This is a genomic window from Companilactobacillus tucceti DSM 20183, assembly GCF_001434665.1.
In the GTDB taxonomy this organism is placed as follows: domain Bacteria; phylum Bacillota; class Bacilli; order Lactobacillales; family Lactobacillaceae; genus Companilactobacillus; species Companilactobacillus tucceti.
In genome coordinates this window covers 1-18,381 of sequence record NZ_AZDG01000009.1, presented here as the reverse complement: position 1 = coordinate 18,381, position 18,381 = coordinate 1, and the positions used below count along the sequence as shown (strand labels likewise).

Sequence of the window (18,381 nt, the reverse complement as noted above, 5' to 3'; positions counted from 1 at the left end):
CTTAAAAGGAACATAACTTTCTTATAAAAACGTTTTCAGTTTTATTGCTTATAAACTGGTGTCTCAACATCAGCTAATGTCGAAATATCCATTTTAATTTTTGCATTCTTATTTAAGTAGCCATTTACTTTATCACTACCTGCAAATACGGCAGTAATCTTATCAGTTCCATTCAATAATTCAGAAATTGATTTAGCATTTTGGTCTTGTGTCATAACGACTGGAATTATCTCAAATCCAGCCTTTCTAAGATCTAGCAATTCTTTATAGTACTTAGAATCAATAGACACGAAAATTGTAGCTGAAACTTGACGCAATGCCTGATGCTTTAACCACCAAACAATTAACTCGTCATCAGATTCAAATGTATTGATCAAAACATTTCCAGGTGTGAACAATTGGATCAAAGGTTCATCATCTGTGTAGCTCTTGATCATAACCAACGTTCCATCTTGACGATAGAAGTTTTCGCGGACAACTTTATTAGGATCATGATGATCATAAAATTGAGTTGCGGAAATCACTCCATTAACATCAAAAATATCACGACTTAGCAACTTACCCTTCTTATAATGACGAATAACTTGCAAGTTTTGATCATTGTCACGAGAAACTTCCATGATCAATTCATTATTAGAATTGATTATTTTATCTTTATTATCATCTAAATGTTCAACGTGATAATCTTCTTCAAAAGGAACTTCAGCTGGTGTGATTGGAATATTATTGTTTCTATCTTGAAGATCATTATACATATTTAATAAGTAGGCATTATTGCTGGCCATATCATTATTTTGATAATCCATCCACGTCTCATTTGCATGATCATCATAAGAAACAGAAATTGCATTAGCAATCAAATTCTTCTCTAATAAGGTTTGATTGATTTGTTTCCACATCTGAGATTCATGATGATCGGGATCAGCTGATAAGTGATCCGTAAAAATGAAATAATTACGATTAGGATCTAAGAAAATTTCGTTAGCCATTTCGTCGGTATCAAACCATTTACGTAACGAATCATTGATTGTCTTGATTTTAGCGGCCGCATTTTCACGAAGGTCGTTTTCATCAACACCAGCACTACGCAAAATATGATTACTATAACTTCTTTCAGCAAGTAATTCATGGCGCAGTTTACTCTTCAAAGAATCAGTTTGTTCCAAGACATTTTCTAGATCTTGTTCAGTATATTGCCAATCGTCAGCATTTTCTGCTTCAGGAACAGGTTGTTCTTCATAATAGTATCCTGGCATCTCAGGACCTTGAGAGTAAGGCTGTGTTGGGCCTTGTTGAGGTTGTTCTTGTGGTTGAACCTGTTGAAATTGTTGAGGATCATTGTTAAATTCTGGCTGAAATTGTGATCCTTGATAAGGCTCCATATTATTTTGTTCATAATTATTGCCTGTATCTGGACTATCTTTTTTCTTCCTATCAAAAAATGACATATGCGCGTCTCCTCTATACTCAATAACCTAATTATAATATACGCCAAACAATAAATTCTATTTAGTTTTACGATATTTTTTTAGTCTAATTTTACTTCTTTTTTTATTTCCGCCAATTGAATGTACTCCCAAAATATCTAGGAAGAAGACGAAAATTGGAATACCAATGATCAATCCCCATGTACCGATCAATTCTTCAGAAACTAATAAGACAACAAACGTAAAGAAAATTGGCAGATGCGTCATGCTAGACATGAACTGTGGATTTAAGAAGTATGTTTCGATCATATGAATAACAATAATCATAATGATTATATAAAGAACATATTTAATACCACCAACTGAGTACGCTACAAAACTAAGTGGTATCAAGGAAATAATCACTCCGGCAACTGGAATAAGTGACAAGATAAATACCATAACTGCCAATGCAATTACTCCTGGCATCCCCATAATGACCAACGTAATAGTAGTCAAAGTTGTATTAACGATGGCAATCATCAATTGAGCTTCAATAACAACTCCAAATGTATTAACGAATTTTTGTCCATAGTAACGAAGGTCGTCGAATAACCAACCATATTTACTATCTAAAAACTGACGTCCAAATTCATTCATCTGCTCTACTTGACTAGTATAGAAGAAACTCAATAGGAATGACAAAAGAATATTCAATCCAACTGCACCTACACTAGTAATGTAGTTGACTAATTGTGTTACTGCAACCTTAATTTGATTATCCAAGTTGATCTGTTGTAGATAATCATAAACTACTTGCAAGTAAGGATTAGAACGCATCTCCTTACTCTGATAAAAAGTCTGTAAAGATGAGAACATCTTGACAGTTTGGCTAACTAATTGTGGAACATAATTAGTTACTGCGAACACCAGCATGGCTATTATCAACAAATACACCGGCACAATGATCCAAACTGGCTTAACATTGATCTTTTTTTGCACAAACCTGACAAACTGAACGGACAAAAATGTAAAAGTAAAGGTCAGAAGAAATAAACTCATCATACTGCGGAAAAGATAAAATACTAAAATGACCACAAGTAGTAGAGTTACTCGTCTCAGCCTTAAATTGGCAACGAACTTATCATATGAAAACATAAAAATCTCCCTAACTTACTAATGTACTAACTAGAATAACAAACATCATTACAAATGTCGTTACAAGAGTGTACCTATGATACCAGACAATTGCCGTGAATTCTCTAAACATGGCCGGATATTTGAAAAGTTGTAAAGTTTTAGCAGAAACGAAGTGTGGACGTAGATTTAAATCTTTAGAATACCGGTTTACCCGAGGTACATGATACTCACTAGTCACGATCAAAACATGTGGAAAATAATTATTCTTCCAATCTGCTCTAATCTCAACTGATGAGAATTCCAAATTTTGCATCGTATTCAAAGATCTATCCTCAGTCAATATATAGGATGGATCAATCCCATTTTTTATCAAATATTCCTGCATCATAGAAGCTTCTGACTCAGGACTAGCAGAACTATACCCACCACTTACTAAAATTTTAGGACGACACTTTAATCGTCGATACGTTTCAATAGCTTTATCTAACCTACTTTTAAGATTGGGCGGAATTCTACTACTCATAATTCTCGTTCCCAAAACAACAATATAATCTACATCCTTAATAGTAGAATCTTTAAAAAGCCATACCTCAATTATATAAACACTCATTACAATGAAAAAAACTAAATTAATAAAAAATAGCATTCCAACAACACTACTAAAGATAGGTACCATACTCCATTCTGGTACACTTCCCAGTATTATCAAAAAAATTCCTGTTAAACTCATAAATAGCCAAGGCCAACGACTAAATATCAGTCTTGAATCCTTAACTAAGAAAAACTCTATAATTGCAATACTAACTATTCCCAAAAAATAGAGCATAAATCCCTCCAAAGATTAATTTACAGTAAACTTCAAAGCTGGAACCTTTAATGAGACATCTTTTACTAAGGTCCAAGTGACCGTAGTAGAATCTTTATCAGGTTGTCTCAAAAGATACAGTTTATTATTAAGCATCCCATAAACTAAGAATTTCCCTTTACTTGTTGCAACAGTCGGACTATTATCCCCATTTTGTGCAGCGGTCACTAAGAAAACATATTGCATATCAGGTTGACTATTTCCATCTACATCAACCCCTTTGTAATCACTGACGTTTTGATTAGTACTATATTTACCACCAAAATCAACTTCTACATCACCGACTTTTTGCTTATTGTTGTCAGAAATTGCAGCAACCAATTGCATAAAATCAGCGTTAGACTGGACAGGGTTCGCCAAATAAGATAGATAATAATTATTAGTTTGAGTAATGGCGTCCTTTAATTCAGTCTGATTAGAATTAGATTTGGTCAAAAGATTCCCTTTACTATTAGACTGGCCTTCTTGTTGTCTAACGGTATAATCACTGGAAAATAGATACAACTGATTGGAATCTTCTTCGATCCTTGTTCGAGCTAAGTCAATTTGATTCCCTGTAGATTTTGAATCAACCTTCAAATTGACACTCTTAGGCAAAAGATGGTCCTGATTTTGACCGTGGAAGTAATATTCGATCGTCAATAAATTCTTGGGTACCAAATAATACTTTCCATATAAACTTTTAATTTGGCTCGAAGTAACTAGCGTCGTCATGATAGTAGGATTATCGACTTTATCATTTAAAGCCTGCGCAGCATGTTCAGTCAATGTCATTTGGTAAGTTCCATCATTATTAACGGTTAAATTACCGTCAGTTCGACGATAATTAATAATTGTTTTGAAATTATACTTTCCAATAAAATTAGTGTTTTTTGGAGCTTCAGCACCATAATCAATATTTACAATATGATTCTTCATCTGCTCATAACTAATTTTTTGTGATCGACTCTTATTTTCCTGAACGGCCTTAGATTTCTTATCGGTCTTAGTAATGTAAGCAAATTTGTATGTATCACCCTTATAAGTTACATAATAACCTTGCATATGGCGCCCATAGACATTTTCTTTGTACTTTTTACCAAGAGTAAAAGCTAATTTATTGGCACTATTAACAGTGATCGTCTTACCATTATTATCCAATGTAAAAGTAGGTCTCTTATTATGTACATTTAATCGCTGAATACCGACTTTATCACCGATCGATGACATGTCATTAACAATTGCTCTTTTATCAGTAAACTTCACTGAAACAACATTATCCTCGCCTTGATCTTGATATAGATACCAAGTATGGTTCGTAGCAGTCACTACTGCATTGTCTTTTTTGCTACATCCTAAAATTACGATAAAAAAAGCTAACACAGCCAAAATTGATAAAAGTTTTTTCCACATATCTTAAAAACCTTTCATATATATAAAGACATTATACAACGCGGTACCCTAATGAAAGTATAAAAAAAATCCCTAACGGGATTCTTTTAAAGCTATTCAAATTAGAATGCTGAATATTGTGAGTATGTATCCATTACCCATTCTTTAACTGATACACGATAGTATACGTGACCGTTAAATGTCTTTGTTTCAGCTACGGCCCAAGGTGTGTTATTAGCTAGAGCACGAACAGTTTGTTTTTCAGGTAGTCCAGTATCTTCATTGAACATGTAGATAGGAACATAAGAACCATCTGGATTATTAACTTGTGTTACACCGATAACATCTTTGTCACCAGTATTATTGTTAGCGTCGTCGCCACCATTTGTTGAACCGTTACCATCTGTAGTACCGTTGTTCTTCAAATTATTGTAGTATTGACCAATCAATTCGTACAACTGTGACATACTGTAGCCCCAGTTATTGAAGTAACCAATAGGATCATTATGGTTTGTTTCACCGTACATCTTAGAAATATCATCATGTGATACAACTGTCTTACCAGGTGTAAATGGTAAGTTGTATTGAATCAACTTAGAAGCAATGTAATATGCGTCATTTGCTACTGATCTAGCAAATTGATCAGTTGTGTTAACTTCACAAAGCTCTACTTGAACATAATTGTTATTGGCAGTATGTCCAGCACCCCAAACACCATAATCAGTGTTGTGAATATTGATGATCTCGTTTGCGTCAACGAAAGCATGAACATAAGTCTGAGCATTTCTCCACTCGCGATTGAAGTAAGTTACCTCATTACGTGCTGATGCACCTGGAGTAGCTGTCTCATGGACAACAACACCGATAGGCTTACCAACACCGTTAGAATAACCGAACCATTGATCAAATGTTCCTTCTTCATTTTGAATTGAAACAGGTTTAATATTATTAGCTGCTATATAATCGTTAATTGCTGAAGCTTTTGCTGTTTGTTGAATTGATACTTGGGGAACCACTTGGTTCACCGTTACATATCCCGCACCGGCTAGTGCAACAGACGTTGCTAGAGTAGCCATTAATCTCTTTTTTGATACCACATAAATTATCCTTCCCACCGTTAAATTTCTTAACCACTAATTATAACAACATTTTCTGTAAAATTGACAAAAGTAATAAAGCTGTAATCAGATAGTAAACTTTATGACGCTACCATCATTTGCAATTTGCTACGAAGCTTACTGCGCCAGTGTCTAAGGTTACGTGTGGAACAGTCATAACGCTTCGCCAATGTTACTAAAGATTCTTGATTTATGAAATGTTCCTGCAATAAAATAATTTCCATTTTAGCAAATTTCTGTAAATCCACATCTTGTATTAAGTTGAGTATTTCTTTTTCTTCAATTTTTCTAAAATCAAATTCTTCCAGAGAATGTACTTCCTTGTACTGTTTCTCCTTTCTCAATAAATCAGTTAGCTTCCAAACTAAGTGCTGATATAGATAAACTTGAGGATTATTTTGATTTTGCGCTTTCTCAAATCCTAAAGCATAAAGAATGACTGCCTCTTGAAAATAATCTTCATAATCAAATCTAGTTGGATAAATATGAACTCTTTTTAAAACTCCGTGAATCAGACGTTCGTTTTCAATTGCTGAAATAAATCCTTGTTCATTCATTGTGAGTAAGCTCCTAAGTTTTTTACTCACAGGCCTGTGAATGAACTAATAATAACGATAATTTTTATGTAATATTAGTTGCTATTCCTCAATATAAAAACGTATCCGACAATAGTGAATAAAACCTTCAAAACAAAAAGACGCCCAATTAGGACGTCTCTTTTAGTAATTGCGTTTAGTTTTACTTATTTTTTGTTTGTAAATAATAACTGTTTCTCGGTATCCCAACTCGCCACGACACATTTTCAAGAAAATCGAATCGACTAAATGGTCAACTCCCTGTTCTACTTCTTGATATTTTTGTGGAATTTTTTGGTGACTAGGACAAATACACGTAGAAAATGCAGTTAGGATACTTCCACTATTTGCGACAGTGACTTTTAAATTCATCGACCTTAAATAAATCTGAGCTGAAGAAACAAAATATTCTGCCATGACACTTACGTCATGAACTCTTGTACTAAGGTTTCCTTTGGGAAAATCAAATTCAATATTGAATCCTTGTGTAGATTCAAATTTAGCAATTTGATCAACCTGACTAAAACCAGCCACATAATGTAAACCGATCCAGTCAGCATTACTACGACTTCCACCAGTTAGTGGCATATAACCGACATTGCCATGAACTAATGGTAAAAAATGTTTGAACTTAAAATAACTAGATAAAATTCTGGAGACCATAAAACCAACACGATTGCTTTGGTGAAATTCATTCATTAACTGCTTAGTTGTTCTTTCAACAATGAAGACTCCTTTTGTGTCATGAACTACCAATGAATTTCCGTAAGCCAATCCCTGATCTTTGATATCAAACAATGCCACAATATCATTATCAACTATAAAATTATCATCAATATATAAGAGCCTCAATCCTTGATCCAATAACCATTCCTTACTGATCACTTGGTTAGAAAACTGGTAAATATTATGCATGCTTTACAGCTCCATTTTATATTTTTCGTGGTTCAAATGCGTAAAAACGCTCCCACAAAAAAAAGACGCCTTAGGCGTCTTAAACAGCAGTATAAATACAATATTTTCCATCGACCCAGCCACCGACAACTTGATACCAAGTAGTTCCATCAACAATCTGTTTAGAATTTACTTTCCAAGTTGTCCCGTCTGCCAATCGTTTACCTGTAAATTTATGATTTTTAGCCGGACTATTGTATACATTTACACCATATCCCGGAATGTAATTGATCTTGACCGTACCATTTACAGATGTTACATAATTTGAGCCTGTTGCTTGTACATCATTTGCACTGACCCATTCGTCAGATGAAACACGATACCAGATCGAGCCATCTGTATGAGTTGATTTCTTATCAACTTTCCAGTCAGTATTAGCAGCTAAAGCTCTGTTTGTACTTACTTGGTGCTTTGAGTTATACAATCTAGCACTTGGTGTGGCAATTACGTGAACCACATCAGGATAATCGATCACGACATCTTGATCTGAATCATCAGTATTAGTTTCTGAAGCTAGTTGAATATCTGAGTCTTTAACATAAGAATCAGTTCCTACTAAATAATACTTTGCTCCATCATCACCAAGAACATAGGCTGTTGTGACCCATGAGGATTTGTAAGGCAAAGTACGATCAGTTACTGAATTAGAGTTGCCTGACGAATAGACCTTGGCACCATTTGTATTAGAAATAGTTGCAGTATCACTGATAGAAACTGGAGGTTGAGTTGCTGTAGTTTCGTCTGACTTCAATTTAACATCTGAAGCTTTAACAAACTCATGTGTTGAAACTTGGTAGTAAGTTTCACCTTCTGGAGTAACAACTTTAGAAATCACTCTCCAAGGAGTTCCTTCACCTAAAGCACGAGTGCTTACTTGTTGGTCAGGATAGGCATCAGTATAAAGTGGTGCGGCACCTTTCTTAGTTACAGTCGCAACATCATCGATCTTTGTTTGTGTACCATTTACTTGTTGAGTTGCACCGCCATTATTATTGTTGTTATCTTCAGATCCACTATTATTGTCTTCTGAACCACTGTTAGTTTCAGAATCTTCATCATATTTGCTTAAATTATAAGTTTCAATCATTTTATTCAGTGTTGCAGCATAAGTTGGTGCTGTGGCATATTTCCCCTGTAAAGCCGCAGTTGCGTCTTTATATGTCGCAGCATTTTCTTTCCATGCACCACTGTAATATTTATGATCCCATGAAACACCATTACGAAGCTTATTACCGTTGTCCGCAAATGATTCATAGTAACTAGGATACTTACAGAAATTAGCATAAATATAATACCAACCTTGGGAAGCATCCCATTCTGCAGTTTTTATCGTAATATAGGCACCATTGTAATCACCTTTGATACCAAATAAATTATTTCCTTCAGTAGCTAGGTCAGATACTCCCCAGCCACTTTCGAGGATAGCTTGAGCTAACATAATTGATGTATAAACACCATATTTTGCTGAAACTTTTTGAGCCATCGGAACAGCCATTGCCAAAAATGACTGTTGTTGTGCAACAGTTGCACCGGCAGTAGTAGTAGCTTGTGTCAAAGCCGCAGTTTGTGCCCTTAACAAACTACTTTTAGCTGCTTTAACGTCAGACGCATCTGACCCTTCAGCTGGAGTATCAGTCGAGTCGGAAACTGGTGCTCCTTGCTCATCCATAACACTAGCTACACTATTGTCCTTGCCATTTGAACCTATTTTTTCTGCTGCATCATTATCATTGCTTTTATCATCAGCTGAAACGGCCGCTCTTACGTGGGACGTATTTGATGAAATACCAACTGCAGCCAGAACACTAGCTAGCGCAGTTGATGCTACCCATTTTTTGTTCATGTCTAATTTCCCCTGTTTTAAAAAAATTTCTCGTCTAATATCAGACTACTATGTAACGGTTTTCTGTTCAATAACATCAAGTAAACCGTAATAAATTCTAAACATTTGAGCAAAAAATTTAATATAACTGAAACAAATTTCAAATTCATATATTTTTGCACAATTAATTGTTTAATTTCAAATTTTTATCTTAAATATAAAAACCCTTAAGACGCACAAATCCACTACAAATTTGTTTATCTTAAGGGTATTATTTTATTCTTCATTACGATCGATATAGTCAACATAATCCGCTTCTATCCATTCGCCATCTTTAGCAATACGATAGAAGGCCTTGCCATCATCACCGATTCCGCGGGCATCTGTATACCATGCTGTTTGTCCTTTGACAAACTTATCTTGTAACATTTTACGATCCATTTCATATGTATCGAATAGGAAGACCACGTAGCGGTCATCTTGGTTTACCTTAACAATACCGTTTACGTTTTCTAGCATTGTATTACCACCTTTTTAAGCTTTATCCTAATTATACCCTAAATGCGAAAAAAAACAGGCTCACTTGTATGAACCTGCTATTTATTTAAATATTTTATATATTGCCGCCTACGGAAGCAAAAATCTAGGCTGCTGTGGGACCACCGATTGGAGTCACGGACTCCAATCTCGATTTTGAACTTCGCAAAGTACGCGAATTTCAAAATTCGTCCTGTGGTGTAAGCACTAAAGTGCTAACGCCACATTCACAGCTGCCTAAATTTTTGCTTCCTCCGGCTAAGTTTATCTCTATCTTAAATAACAACACTATAGACTTGCGTCTACTCCGTCTTGTGCTTTCACAAACTCGTCATTTGAAACCCCATAGTAAACTCCACCATGCATATCAGTTCCAATTTTGTCTACCATCCAACTTGTTCCACCAGACAAGGCTCTGTTAGTTAGTACTTCATTGTTAGAATTTCTTAAGCTATAAGTATTATGTGTTGTTGCTAAAAGAATTGCTTTAGGTTTATCCAATTTAGTAACTGTCATGCCCTCAGTCACTTTTCCGTCTTCAATGAAATCAACATCAGAAGCATTGACCCATTCGTGTGTTGATACTCGATATTGTTTAATACCATCAACAGTTCTTTCGCCGTCCATCTTCCACGATGAGTTGGCTAATAAAGCACGATTATCAACTTTTTTATTGTCTTCATTATATAAATCGTAACTACTCTTATCAATATGTGTTGTTACTATTCCCTTTTTAGCAACTACCACTGGTCTGTTATTATTTGTATTTGTTCCGGTGTTAGTACCCGTGTTGCCTCCGGGATTTGTTGATGGTTTTGTACCTACTACTAATTTACGGACATAATTTAATCCTTCATTAGAAAACGAAATGAAACTATCAACAGATTTGGCTTTACTAAAATCACTCAATATCGTACCATTCAAGGTTAGCTTAGTATCTTGTGGATTCCATTTTAATAAAGCCGTATTAATAGGACTAGATGACCCAAAGAGGAGGCCAACTCTTTGATAATAAATATCTCCTTCTTTAAATTCCCCATCGTAATCACCAAAATCTACTGGATTTGTAAGATTTTTAGCGTCTTCTTCACTAGTAAATAAATCAGAATCATATTCTTCACGGGTAAAGGAACCTAACGAATTATCATTTTCATCAGTGATAGAATAATTTACCTTTACCACTTCATTACTACTATTGACCACTCCTAGTATCGGAGTCCCCGGATCGATATAATCCGTAGTCCCTACTTTAATATTTATTTCCTTAGCTGTAGCTGGATCAGTAGCAACGCTTTCAGCTTTAACAATATGAATCATTGGCACAGTGATTGGTGAAACTGTAATCATCAATGCTGAAGCTATCCCTGCATATTTAATTGATTTTTTCATGTTTAAATACCCTCTTTTTTTATACCTACATGAATACACTTTTTAGTATAACTCTAATAAAAAAAGATTTGCCTAATAGGCAAATCTTTTACTATTTAACGAGTGTTACACCATCGCCGGCTTTAACAAATTCATCGGTTGAAACTCCATAGTAAGTATCACCATTAGAATCAGTTCCGACTTTATCAACTATCCAACTTGTCCCACCTGCCAAAGCACGTGTTGTAGATAATTTGAGTTTTGAATTATGTAATCCATAACGACTGTGTTTAGTCCCTAAGTTTATTTGTTTTGGAGTATCTAATTTTTGAACAGACATCCCTTCAGTAATTTCACCATTTTCATCAAAATCCACATCTGACGCGTTTACCCATTCATGTGTTGATACTCGATATTGCTTAACACCATTTACAGTTCTAACTTCATCAACTTTCCATGATGAGTTCTTACCTAACGCACGATTATCAACTTTTTCATTATTATCGTTATATAAGAAGTAGAAACCGTTGTCGTTGTGTGTAGTTGCTACACCAGAAATGGATTGGATGTTTCCTGAATTGTTTGAATTATTGTTGTTATTAGAATTACTGTCTGATTTATCTACGTTGATTTCACGGATGTAGTAAATAGCGTTGTTACTAGCCCAAACTTTAATGGGAGCATCTGGAATAACCCACATTTGATTACTATCCATATTTATGGGAATCTCTTGACCATTAATTAATAATTTGTAATTAACTGAGTTTCCATCTGACCAATTACTATCATCCAACCATTTTCCCATAAAATCAGAGAGATCCCCGGGAACAGGTGCACTAACAACTTGATAATACTCTGCTTTTTTACTTGCATCAAAAGTATCAATAGTTTCTGGTTGAGGAGGATTATCAGTTAAGGAATTCCAGGCATCAGCTTCAGTCAAATATAAATTGCCAGAGGCTTTTGCCTCAGAAGCATAACTATCATCTCCAGCTTTTAGAGTTAGGCTTCCAAAATCAACATCACTAACCTTGGAACCGTCCTTTACATGAATAGGCTTATTATCATAAGTTCCATCAACACTACTTGGAACCTTTGCATGTTCGAAAGAAGTTTCTGCATTATTGTCTATTGTTTGAATATTACCTTTTCCATCAGGATATTGGAAACTGAAAGCTAGTTTAAATGACTCTTTATTGTCACCTATATTATCTAAGCCTGCCTTAGATGTTACAGGGGTTCCATCAGCATTTGTAGCTTTTACAACAACATTTATATGTTCTTTTTTTAAAGCATCTTGAACAGATGTAGAAATATCCGATAAAGCCTTACTTATTACAGATGTTTTAAATAGTTCATCCATATTTTGACTATAAAATACTTTTTGACCTGGATAGTAAAATCCTAAATTGTAGGCATTTGAAGGTCCCATATCTAAAGATAACAAATTACTTCCATTATTTTGGTAATCACGATCGTTTAGAGCAACATTGCTTTTTAAATTTTGCTGAAAAGTATTAGCAACACTTTCTGCGTCTTCTGATGAAGTAGAAATCATATCACTATTAGTCAACGAGTAATCAATAGGATCACCATATGCTTTATTATTGTACATAATTGTGGCCCTAAGTTTTAGAGTTCCACCATTATCACTAACATTCTTAACAAGATCTAACGCATTAGCAAAATTAGGTGAATTAATAGATTGGGCATTGTCATCCGAAATATTTAACGCATTTCCTTTGCTATCCACAACTTGGTTCAAAATTGAAATAGGACTTAGAGTGTTGTCACTCATTTGAATCGTTTTCGTATCTTTCAAGCTTTTAAAAAACTTACTATCTATAAATTGAGTTGCATTATTTCCATTCATCATAATAAATGAAGAATCAAAGCCAAGGTTATCACCTAATATATTAGGAAATTCAGCCGTATCACTATAAGCAGTATCATTAAATGATTCCCTTAAATCATCCATAATTTTTATATCATCATCACTCGGTGTTGCTGTTGTCGCAGCTTTCACTACCGTTCCTGATTCTGTCAATACTTGCGTTGCCACTGGTGAAATAGCTAATAAAGTAGCAGCCGCAATCCCTGCATATTTAATTGTTTTCTTCATAACTTTTCTCCCTGCAAAAATCATTATATTAGTATGTACAACCTCATTATAACTTGTTTCGGGTATAAAAAAAGAAGATAATCAAATATCGATTATCTTCTAAAGTTGAAATTAGTTAGCTAAAACTACGCCTTCGCCAGCTTTAACAAATTCATCTGTTGAAACACCGTAGTAAGTATTGCCAGCAGCATCTTTAGCAATCTTATCTACTTGCCATGCAGTACCACCACCAAGGGCACGTGTATCTGATTTAACACCCTTTGAGTTGTACAAGAAGTAAACCATTCCTGATGTTGAAACGTTAACAATCTTGTTCTTGTCAAGTTTTGTAACAGTCAATGCACCTTCTGGATCAGTATTTGAACCTGAGTCATTACCTGATTCTGTACCGTTGAAAGTTACATCTGATTCAGGAATCCATTCGTGTGTTGAAACACGGTATTGTTTTTCACCAGCAGCATTTGTACGAACCTTATCTGTTCTCCATGGTGAGTTCTTTGAAATAGCACGGTTTGAAACTAGTTCGTCGTTATCGTTGTGTAGTGTGTAGAATTGCTTGTCTGATTTAGCAGTAACGATACCGTCAGCATCTTTAACCGTCCAAGCTGAATCATCTTTTGAACCAACTGTTACTGTACGTACAAAAGTAATTGTCTTACCACTAACTTTACCATTATCTGTTTCTGTCTTTGAAGAACCATTAATAGTATATGTTGAGCTATTTGAGTTGCTTGTTAAGTATGTTGCTAGCAATGAATTGTCTGCAACTGTAACTGTAATTGGTTGATAATATGTAGCAGCTGAACCATCTTTAGTTGTGAAAGTTGAACCAACTGAAACAGTTGTACCATTATTCAAAGCTGAAGCATATGAACCGTAGAAGTCACCTAATTTGTAACTTGTAACTTCAGCAGAATCTGTCAACAAGTTGTTACCATCTTGATCTGTCAAAGATAAATCAGTTGATTTTTGCAACTTAGCATCTGTTGTACTTGAGTTATATGCAACCTTATAAGGTGTAGTGAATTTAGCATTTAATGCACTAACAGTTTTAGCAGCTTCTTCTTTAGCAGGTGTTAAATTGATAACGATAGTTTCGTCAGCGGTATTTGATGCATCTGTATTATATTTAAGAGTGATTGAGAATGTAACACCCTTACCATCTTTATTATTCAAAATGCTTTGAGCATCTGAAAAACTTAATGGTGTATTAGAACTACCATTTTGTGTTGCTGAAATGGCAACGATTTTTCCATTGTTATTATCGATTTTTGTCGTCAATGAATCATTATCTAAAAATTGACCAAAGAATGCATTTTCCAAGAATTCACTAGCTCCAAATGAAGATGCCAAGGCTTTTGTTCCATCAGCATTATAATCAGCAGCTGTGAAATTCTTAGCTTGTGCTGGTGTATATGTGTCAGATTTCTTGAATTGGTCATTATACTTACCAGCATCTGTAGCTGTAGCATATGTTGTATCAGCTTGCACTGTTGTAACTGAACTAACAACAGGTGCAGCTACTGGAGCAACAGCTAGCAATGTAGCAGCTGTGATTCCAGCATATTTAATATTTTTTTTCATGTTTATCCCCCTCGAGATGTAAAAGATTTGTGGGAAATTTAGGGTAGGCCTACTTCCACTAATTACATTATATTTGTCATAAATTTTCTAATCAACGAAGTATTCGATACTAAAGGATTTCTTAAACAAGATAGATAAGTGTGAAAAAATAATGAGAAAATTTGTGTTATAATTACCACGTAAACACATACTGCATGATTTACAGAACATAAATCACCATCCTACTTGCGATAGGATGGTGATTTTTTAATATCCTTAACTAATTTTTAAACTCTAATATTTGTAAATAAAAAATTTAAATTAACTCTTTATCTGATCTTTCAGCTTCTTCAATACCTTCATTAAGCCTATCGACAATAGTTTTAACAGATTCTATGGCATGAATATTAGAAATACCGAGTCCAAATGAAGCGTATCCTTTACTTAAGTCACCCTCTAGCATTCCTAAACGCATGCCCTCATATCTATTAGATGCATTAAATATATCCTCATTACTCTTTCCTGCTTTATCCATCTCAACCAATTTGTTTGGAAGCTCTCCTGGAATAGAACGATAATATGCAGGCACAGAACGATACATCAACACATCTTCAGCATTTATATCTGGCATTTGTCGTTTGATATTATCTGCCATTCTTGATTCTTCACTAGCTAAAAATGCCGTTCCAACATAAACACCTTCGGCACCTAGTGCAAACGCAGCCTTAGCGGTACGTTCATCAGTAATTCCACCTGCTGCCATTACAGGCGTATGATCCACTGCATCTACAATCATAGGAACGATTGAGAAAGTTCCGATAACTCTTTCAGGCACAGTACCACCTTCATCAAATCCAGTAGCAACTATAATATCAGCACCATTTTTTTCAGCCTCTTTAGCATTCTCGATAGTTGGGGTAATGTAGCGATAAATGATTTTGATATTGTTATCTTTTAATTTCTTAAATAGCTCAGGTACAATCGGTCCTACGTATGTAACGGCAGGAATCTTTTCTTCGATGATGAGCTTCAACATTGGTTCTGAGAAAGGATCATTATCAGTTCCAGTTGGTCCAAAATTGATTCCAAATGGTTTATCTGTTAATTTCTTTGTTTTTTCAATTTCTTGACGCATTCTTTCGATAGTTTCATCGATTGATTTTGTAACGGCTGTTTGTCCGGCATTAAAACCTAACATACCCATACCACCAGCGTTACTTACAGCTGCCACTAGTTTGGCGTCAGTTAACCATAATAATGGTCCTTGAATAATTGGCTTTTCAATATTTAAAATTTCAGTGATCCTATTTCCCATAGTCATTTACCTCGATTCAAAATCTCTTTCCACCTATGACAATAAGATATTCGTATTAATATTTTAAGTTACAATATAGTTAACGTGTCTCACTAATAGACAAATTATCCTTTATGTCACACATTTTATTTAAATAGGAGAAATTCAAATGAGCGTAAATAACCTGATCGACGAATCCCTCTCAAATTCTTTACAGGAATTACTTTCTGAAAATATTGATTTAAAAGATATTTCAATTCAAGATATTACTTCCAAATCAAATGTATCAAGAGCAACATTTTATCGCCACTTCAAAGATAAGTTCGATTTAGTAAACTGGATATTTGAAACATTTAATAAGGACATTCAAGAAAAATACAAAATTGATAACAACTTCAGACAATTATCGATAGACACATCAACTATGATATATAACAATAAGAACTTTTTCAAAAAAATATTCGAGTACGAAGGACAAAATTCATTCACCGATTACTACCGAAAAAGTGCTATGGAATATACAACTGATCAATATAAAACTAAACTAAATATAAAAAAATTGGATACTAAATTAATATATTTAGCAGAGTTCAATGTGGCCGGTTTAACACAAGCAACCAAGTGTTGGGTAATAAATGGTTGCAAGGAAACACCAGAAGAAATTTCTAAAATATTAATGGATAATTTATCTGAAAAAGAAAAGGAAATTTTTTCTACTCAAAAATAATGAGAAACTGTGTTATACCCAACATATAAATAACCATCCTACTTGCGATAGGATGGTTATTTTTTCACCAGTGAAATGTCGGGCGTTATTGGTTAAAGCAACTTGCTTAGATTTACTACTTGCCATTATTTTTTGATTTATCGCTATAGTTTTCCCATAATTCTGTTGTGTTAATTGTTGGCAATAAAACGGTACTACTAGAATCCAGACCAGTAATCATAGAAATCACACTACGAGCATAAGGAAACAATATTGCCGTACCATTAACAAACATAGCTTCAGCAATTGCATCCTCACCACTTTTAGATAGCGATTCACTAATATCAAATTGTCCTTGTATAACAAGTTTGACACCAAATCTACTACTTCCGTCTTTTAAAGAAATTTTAAGCGTAACTATAGATTTGTTCTCTTTAAAGTCGACACCAACTGATGGAGAATACTGAAAACCGGAATCATACTTTTCCAATCTATTCTTTTCTTTTGTGTATTCTAAATCTTTTATAGAATATCCGTTTAACTTCATTATTGGTTCTGTACTCTTCGTCATAATTATTTCCCCAAATAGTAATCTAATTGAATTATGACTTTATAATAGCATAAAAATACAACAAAAAAGAGAAGCATCTTTTTGCTTCTCCTTCTTTATATTTTTATTAATAGATCCATTATTAAATTCATTGGAAAATTCCAAATTATCAGAATATTCACTATAATCATTAAACTCAATTTCTCCGAATGAACGATAATTTAAATTAATATCTGGTAGGAAGTCCTCCACAGGATTATCTTCTAACTTACTATAAATAGTACCATCTGGCGAAACAAATGCTGCTTTAGTACCTTCTGGAGCCAATTCAACAGCTAATCCTATTTCCTCAGCTGCTTTTAATATTTGTTCTTTGGTGTACATAAGTCCCACCTCCATTGATAATTATACTATACATTCATCAACTCGATTCTGTCAAAATCTATAAGTTGTTGATCTTTAATATTTAATTGCCTTTCTTGAGCATAAAATCCGATTTCTTCTATTTTAAACTTATTTACATTAACTTCAAAAGTTCTACAACACGCCCTATAAGGATTTAATTGCATGTATAATTCTAATATTTTAGACCATATGACATGATTCTTTTCTTTAGGGTGTTTATGAATAAAGTCTTGTTCCTCTTCAGTAAACTTAAATTGAAAGGGAGCGTCCTTTAAGTCATTATAAAAATCCATAAATTCCTTAGACCCACCCATACTATCTAAATCCAACAAATCTGACTCATCAATTTGTATATCAACAGACAGTACTGCTTTTTTCCCTTGATCCTTTATACAACTGGACCACCATTTTGCAGCATCTCTATCTTCTATGAAAAAGTAAGCCCCATTACCCAACCAATGATTAACACGCCTTTTATATGTAAAATGTCTATCTTTTAAAATACTTTTAGCATTAGATAAAGTTGTCTGTCAAGGGCAGTTTAAAAATGTAGGTTTTCGGCAGAAAGAAATGTAGGTTTTCGGC

17 protein-coding genes are annotated in these 18,381 nt (G+C 34.3%); 1 reads left to right on the top strand and 16 read right to left on the bottom strand.

Annotation, left to right across the window (positions count from 1 at the left end):
* Positions 1-41: 41 nt before the first annotated feature.
* The 13 genes from FC72_RS05145 to FC72_RS05085 all read right to left on the bottom strand — a co-directional run bounded on the left by FC72_RS05145 (position 42) and on the right by FC72_RS05085 (position 16,156).
* Complete coding sequence (locus FC72_RS05145; protein ID WP_057765469.1) at positions 42-1,448, bottom strand: hypothetical protein; 1,407 nt, start codon at positions 1,446-1,448, stop codon at positions 42-44.
* Between the two features lie 57 nt (positions 1,449-1,505).
* Positions 1,506-2,564: an AI-2E family transporter gene (locus tag FC72_RS05140; protein WP_057765467.1), complete on the bottom strand. Its 1,059-nt coding sequence runs from the start codon at positions 2,562-2,564 to the stop codon at positions 1,506-1,508.
* Positions 2,565-2,574: 10 nt separating this feature from the next.
* Positions 2,575-3,372: a YdcF family protein gene (locus FC72_RS05135; RefSeq protein WP_057765465.1), complete on the bottom strand. Its 798-nt coding sequence runs from the start codon at positions 3,370-3,372 to the stop codon at positions 2,575-2,577.
* A 15-nt stretch (positions 3,373-3,387) separates the two neighbouring features.
* Complete coding sequence (locus FC72_RS05130; RefSeq protein ID WP_057765463.1) at positions 3,388-4,803, bottom strand: hypothetical protein; 1,416 nt, start codon at positions 4,801-4,803, stop codon at positions 3,388-3,390.
* A 101-nt stretch (positions 4,804-4,904) separates the two neighbouring features.
* Complete coding sequence (locus FC72_RS05125) at positions 4,905-5,879, bottom strand: peptidoglycan recognition protein family protein (protein ID WP_057765461.1); 975 nt, start codon at positions 5,877-5,879, stop codon at positions 4,905-4,907.
* A gap of 101 nt (positions 5,880-5,980) precedes the next feature.
* Positions 5,981-6,457 carry a sigma-70 RNA polymerase sigma factor region 4 domain-containing protein gene (locus FC72_RS05120; protein WP_057765459.1) on the bottom strand — a complete coding sequence of 159 codons (477 nt, stop codon included), beginning with the start codon at positions 6,455-6,457 and terminating at the stop codon, positions 5,981-5,983.
* Between the two features lie 162 nt (positions 6,458-6,619).
* The gene (locus FC72_RS05115) at positions 6,620-7,390 is read right to left on the bottom strand and encodes a hypothetical protein (RefSeq protein ID WP_057765457.1); all 771 of its coding nucleotides are present in this window, start codon (positions 7,388-7,390) and stop codon (positions 6,620-6,622) included.
* A 79-nt stretch (positions 7,391-7,469) separates the two neighbouring features.
* Positions 7,470-9,272 carry a glycoside hydrolase family 73 protein gene (locus FC72_RS05110; RefSeq protein ID WP_057765455.1) on the bottom strand — a complete coding sequence of 601 codons (1,803 nt, stop codon included), beginning with the start codon at positions 9,270-9,272 and terminating at the stop codon, positions 7,470-7,472.
* A 255-nt stretch (positions 9,273-9,527) separates the two neighbouring features.
* The gene (locus tag FC72_RS05105; protein WP_057765453.1) at positions 9,528-9,770 is read right to left on the bottom strand and encodes a hypothetical protein; all 243 of its coding nucleotides are present in this window, start codon (positions 9,768-9,770) and stop codon (positions 9,528-9,530) included.
* Between the two features lie 306 nt (positions 9,771-10,076).
* Positions 10,077-11,177 carry an SLAP domain-containing protein gene (locus tag FC72_RS05100; RefSeq protein ID WP_057765451.1) on the bottom strand — a complete coding sequence of 367 codons (1,101 nt, stop codon included), beginning with the start codon at positions 11,175-11,177 and terminating at the stop codon, positions 10,077-10,079.
* 91 nt (positions 11,178-11,268) lie between these two features.
* Positions 11,269-13,278 (bottom strand): SLAP domain-containing protein, encoded by a 2,010-nt coding sequence (locus FC72_RS05095; protein ID WP_057765449.1) that lies wholly within the window; start codon positions 13,276-13,278, stop codon positions 11,269-11,271.
* Between the two features lie 111 nt (positions 13,279-13,389).
* A complete protein-coding gene (locus tag FC72_RS05090) occupies positions 13,390-14,862 on the bottom strand; it encodes a hypothetical protein (protein ID WP_057765447.1) in 1,473 nt (490 codons plus the stop codon).
* Positions 14,863-15,157: 295 nt separating this feature from the next.
* On the bottom strand, positions 15,158-16,156 hold the full coding sequence (locus tag FC72_RS05085) for an NAD(P)H-dependent flavin oxidoreductase (protein ID WP_057765445.1): 999 nt from the start codon (positions 16,154-16,156) through the stop codon (positions 15,158-15,160).
* 148 nt (positions 16,157-16,304) lie between these two features.
* On the opposite strand from FC72_RS05085, the gene FC72_RS05080 reads away from it, so the two are divergent.
* On the top strand, positions 16,305-16,862 hold the full coding sequence (locus FC72_RS05080; protein WP_057765443.1) for a TetR/AcrR family transcriptional regulator C-terminal domain-containing protein: 558 nt from the start codon (positions 16,305-16,307) through the stop codon (positions 16,860-16,862).
* A gap of 115 nt (positions 16,863-16,977) precedes the next feature.
* On the opposite strand, the gene FC72_RS05075 is transcribed toward FC72_RS05080, so the two are convergent.
* Genes FC72_RS05075 through FC72_RS05065 form a run of 3 tightly spaced genes read right to left on the bottom strand, consistent with a single transcriptional unit; the run spans position 16,978 to position 18,251 of the window.
* Positions 16,978-17,412, bottom strand: coding sequence for a protein-export chaperone SecB (locus FC72_RS05075; protein ID WP_057765441.1), 435 nt, complete (start codon positions 17,410-17,412; stop codon positions 16,978-16,980).
* 39 nt (positions 17,413-17,451) lie between these two features.
* The gene (locus FC72_RS05070; protein ID WP_057765438.1) at positions 17,452-17,775 is read right to left on the bottom strand and encodes a hypothetical protein; all 324 of its coding nucleotides are present in this window, start codon (positions 17,773-17,775) and stop codon (positions 17,452-17,454) included.
* 26 nt (positions 17,776-17,801) lie between these two features.
* Complete coding sequence (locus FC72_RS05065; protein ID WP_057765436.1) at positions 17,802-18,251, bottom strand: hypothetical protein; 450 nt, start codon at positions 18,249-18,251, stop codon at positions 17,802-17,804.
* Positions 18,252-18,381: the final 130 nt, after the last annotated feature.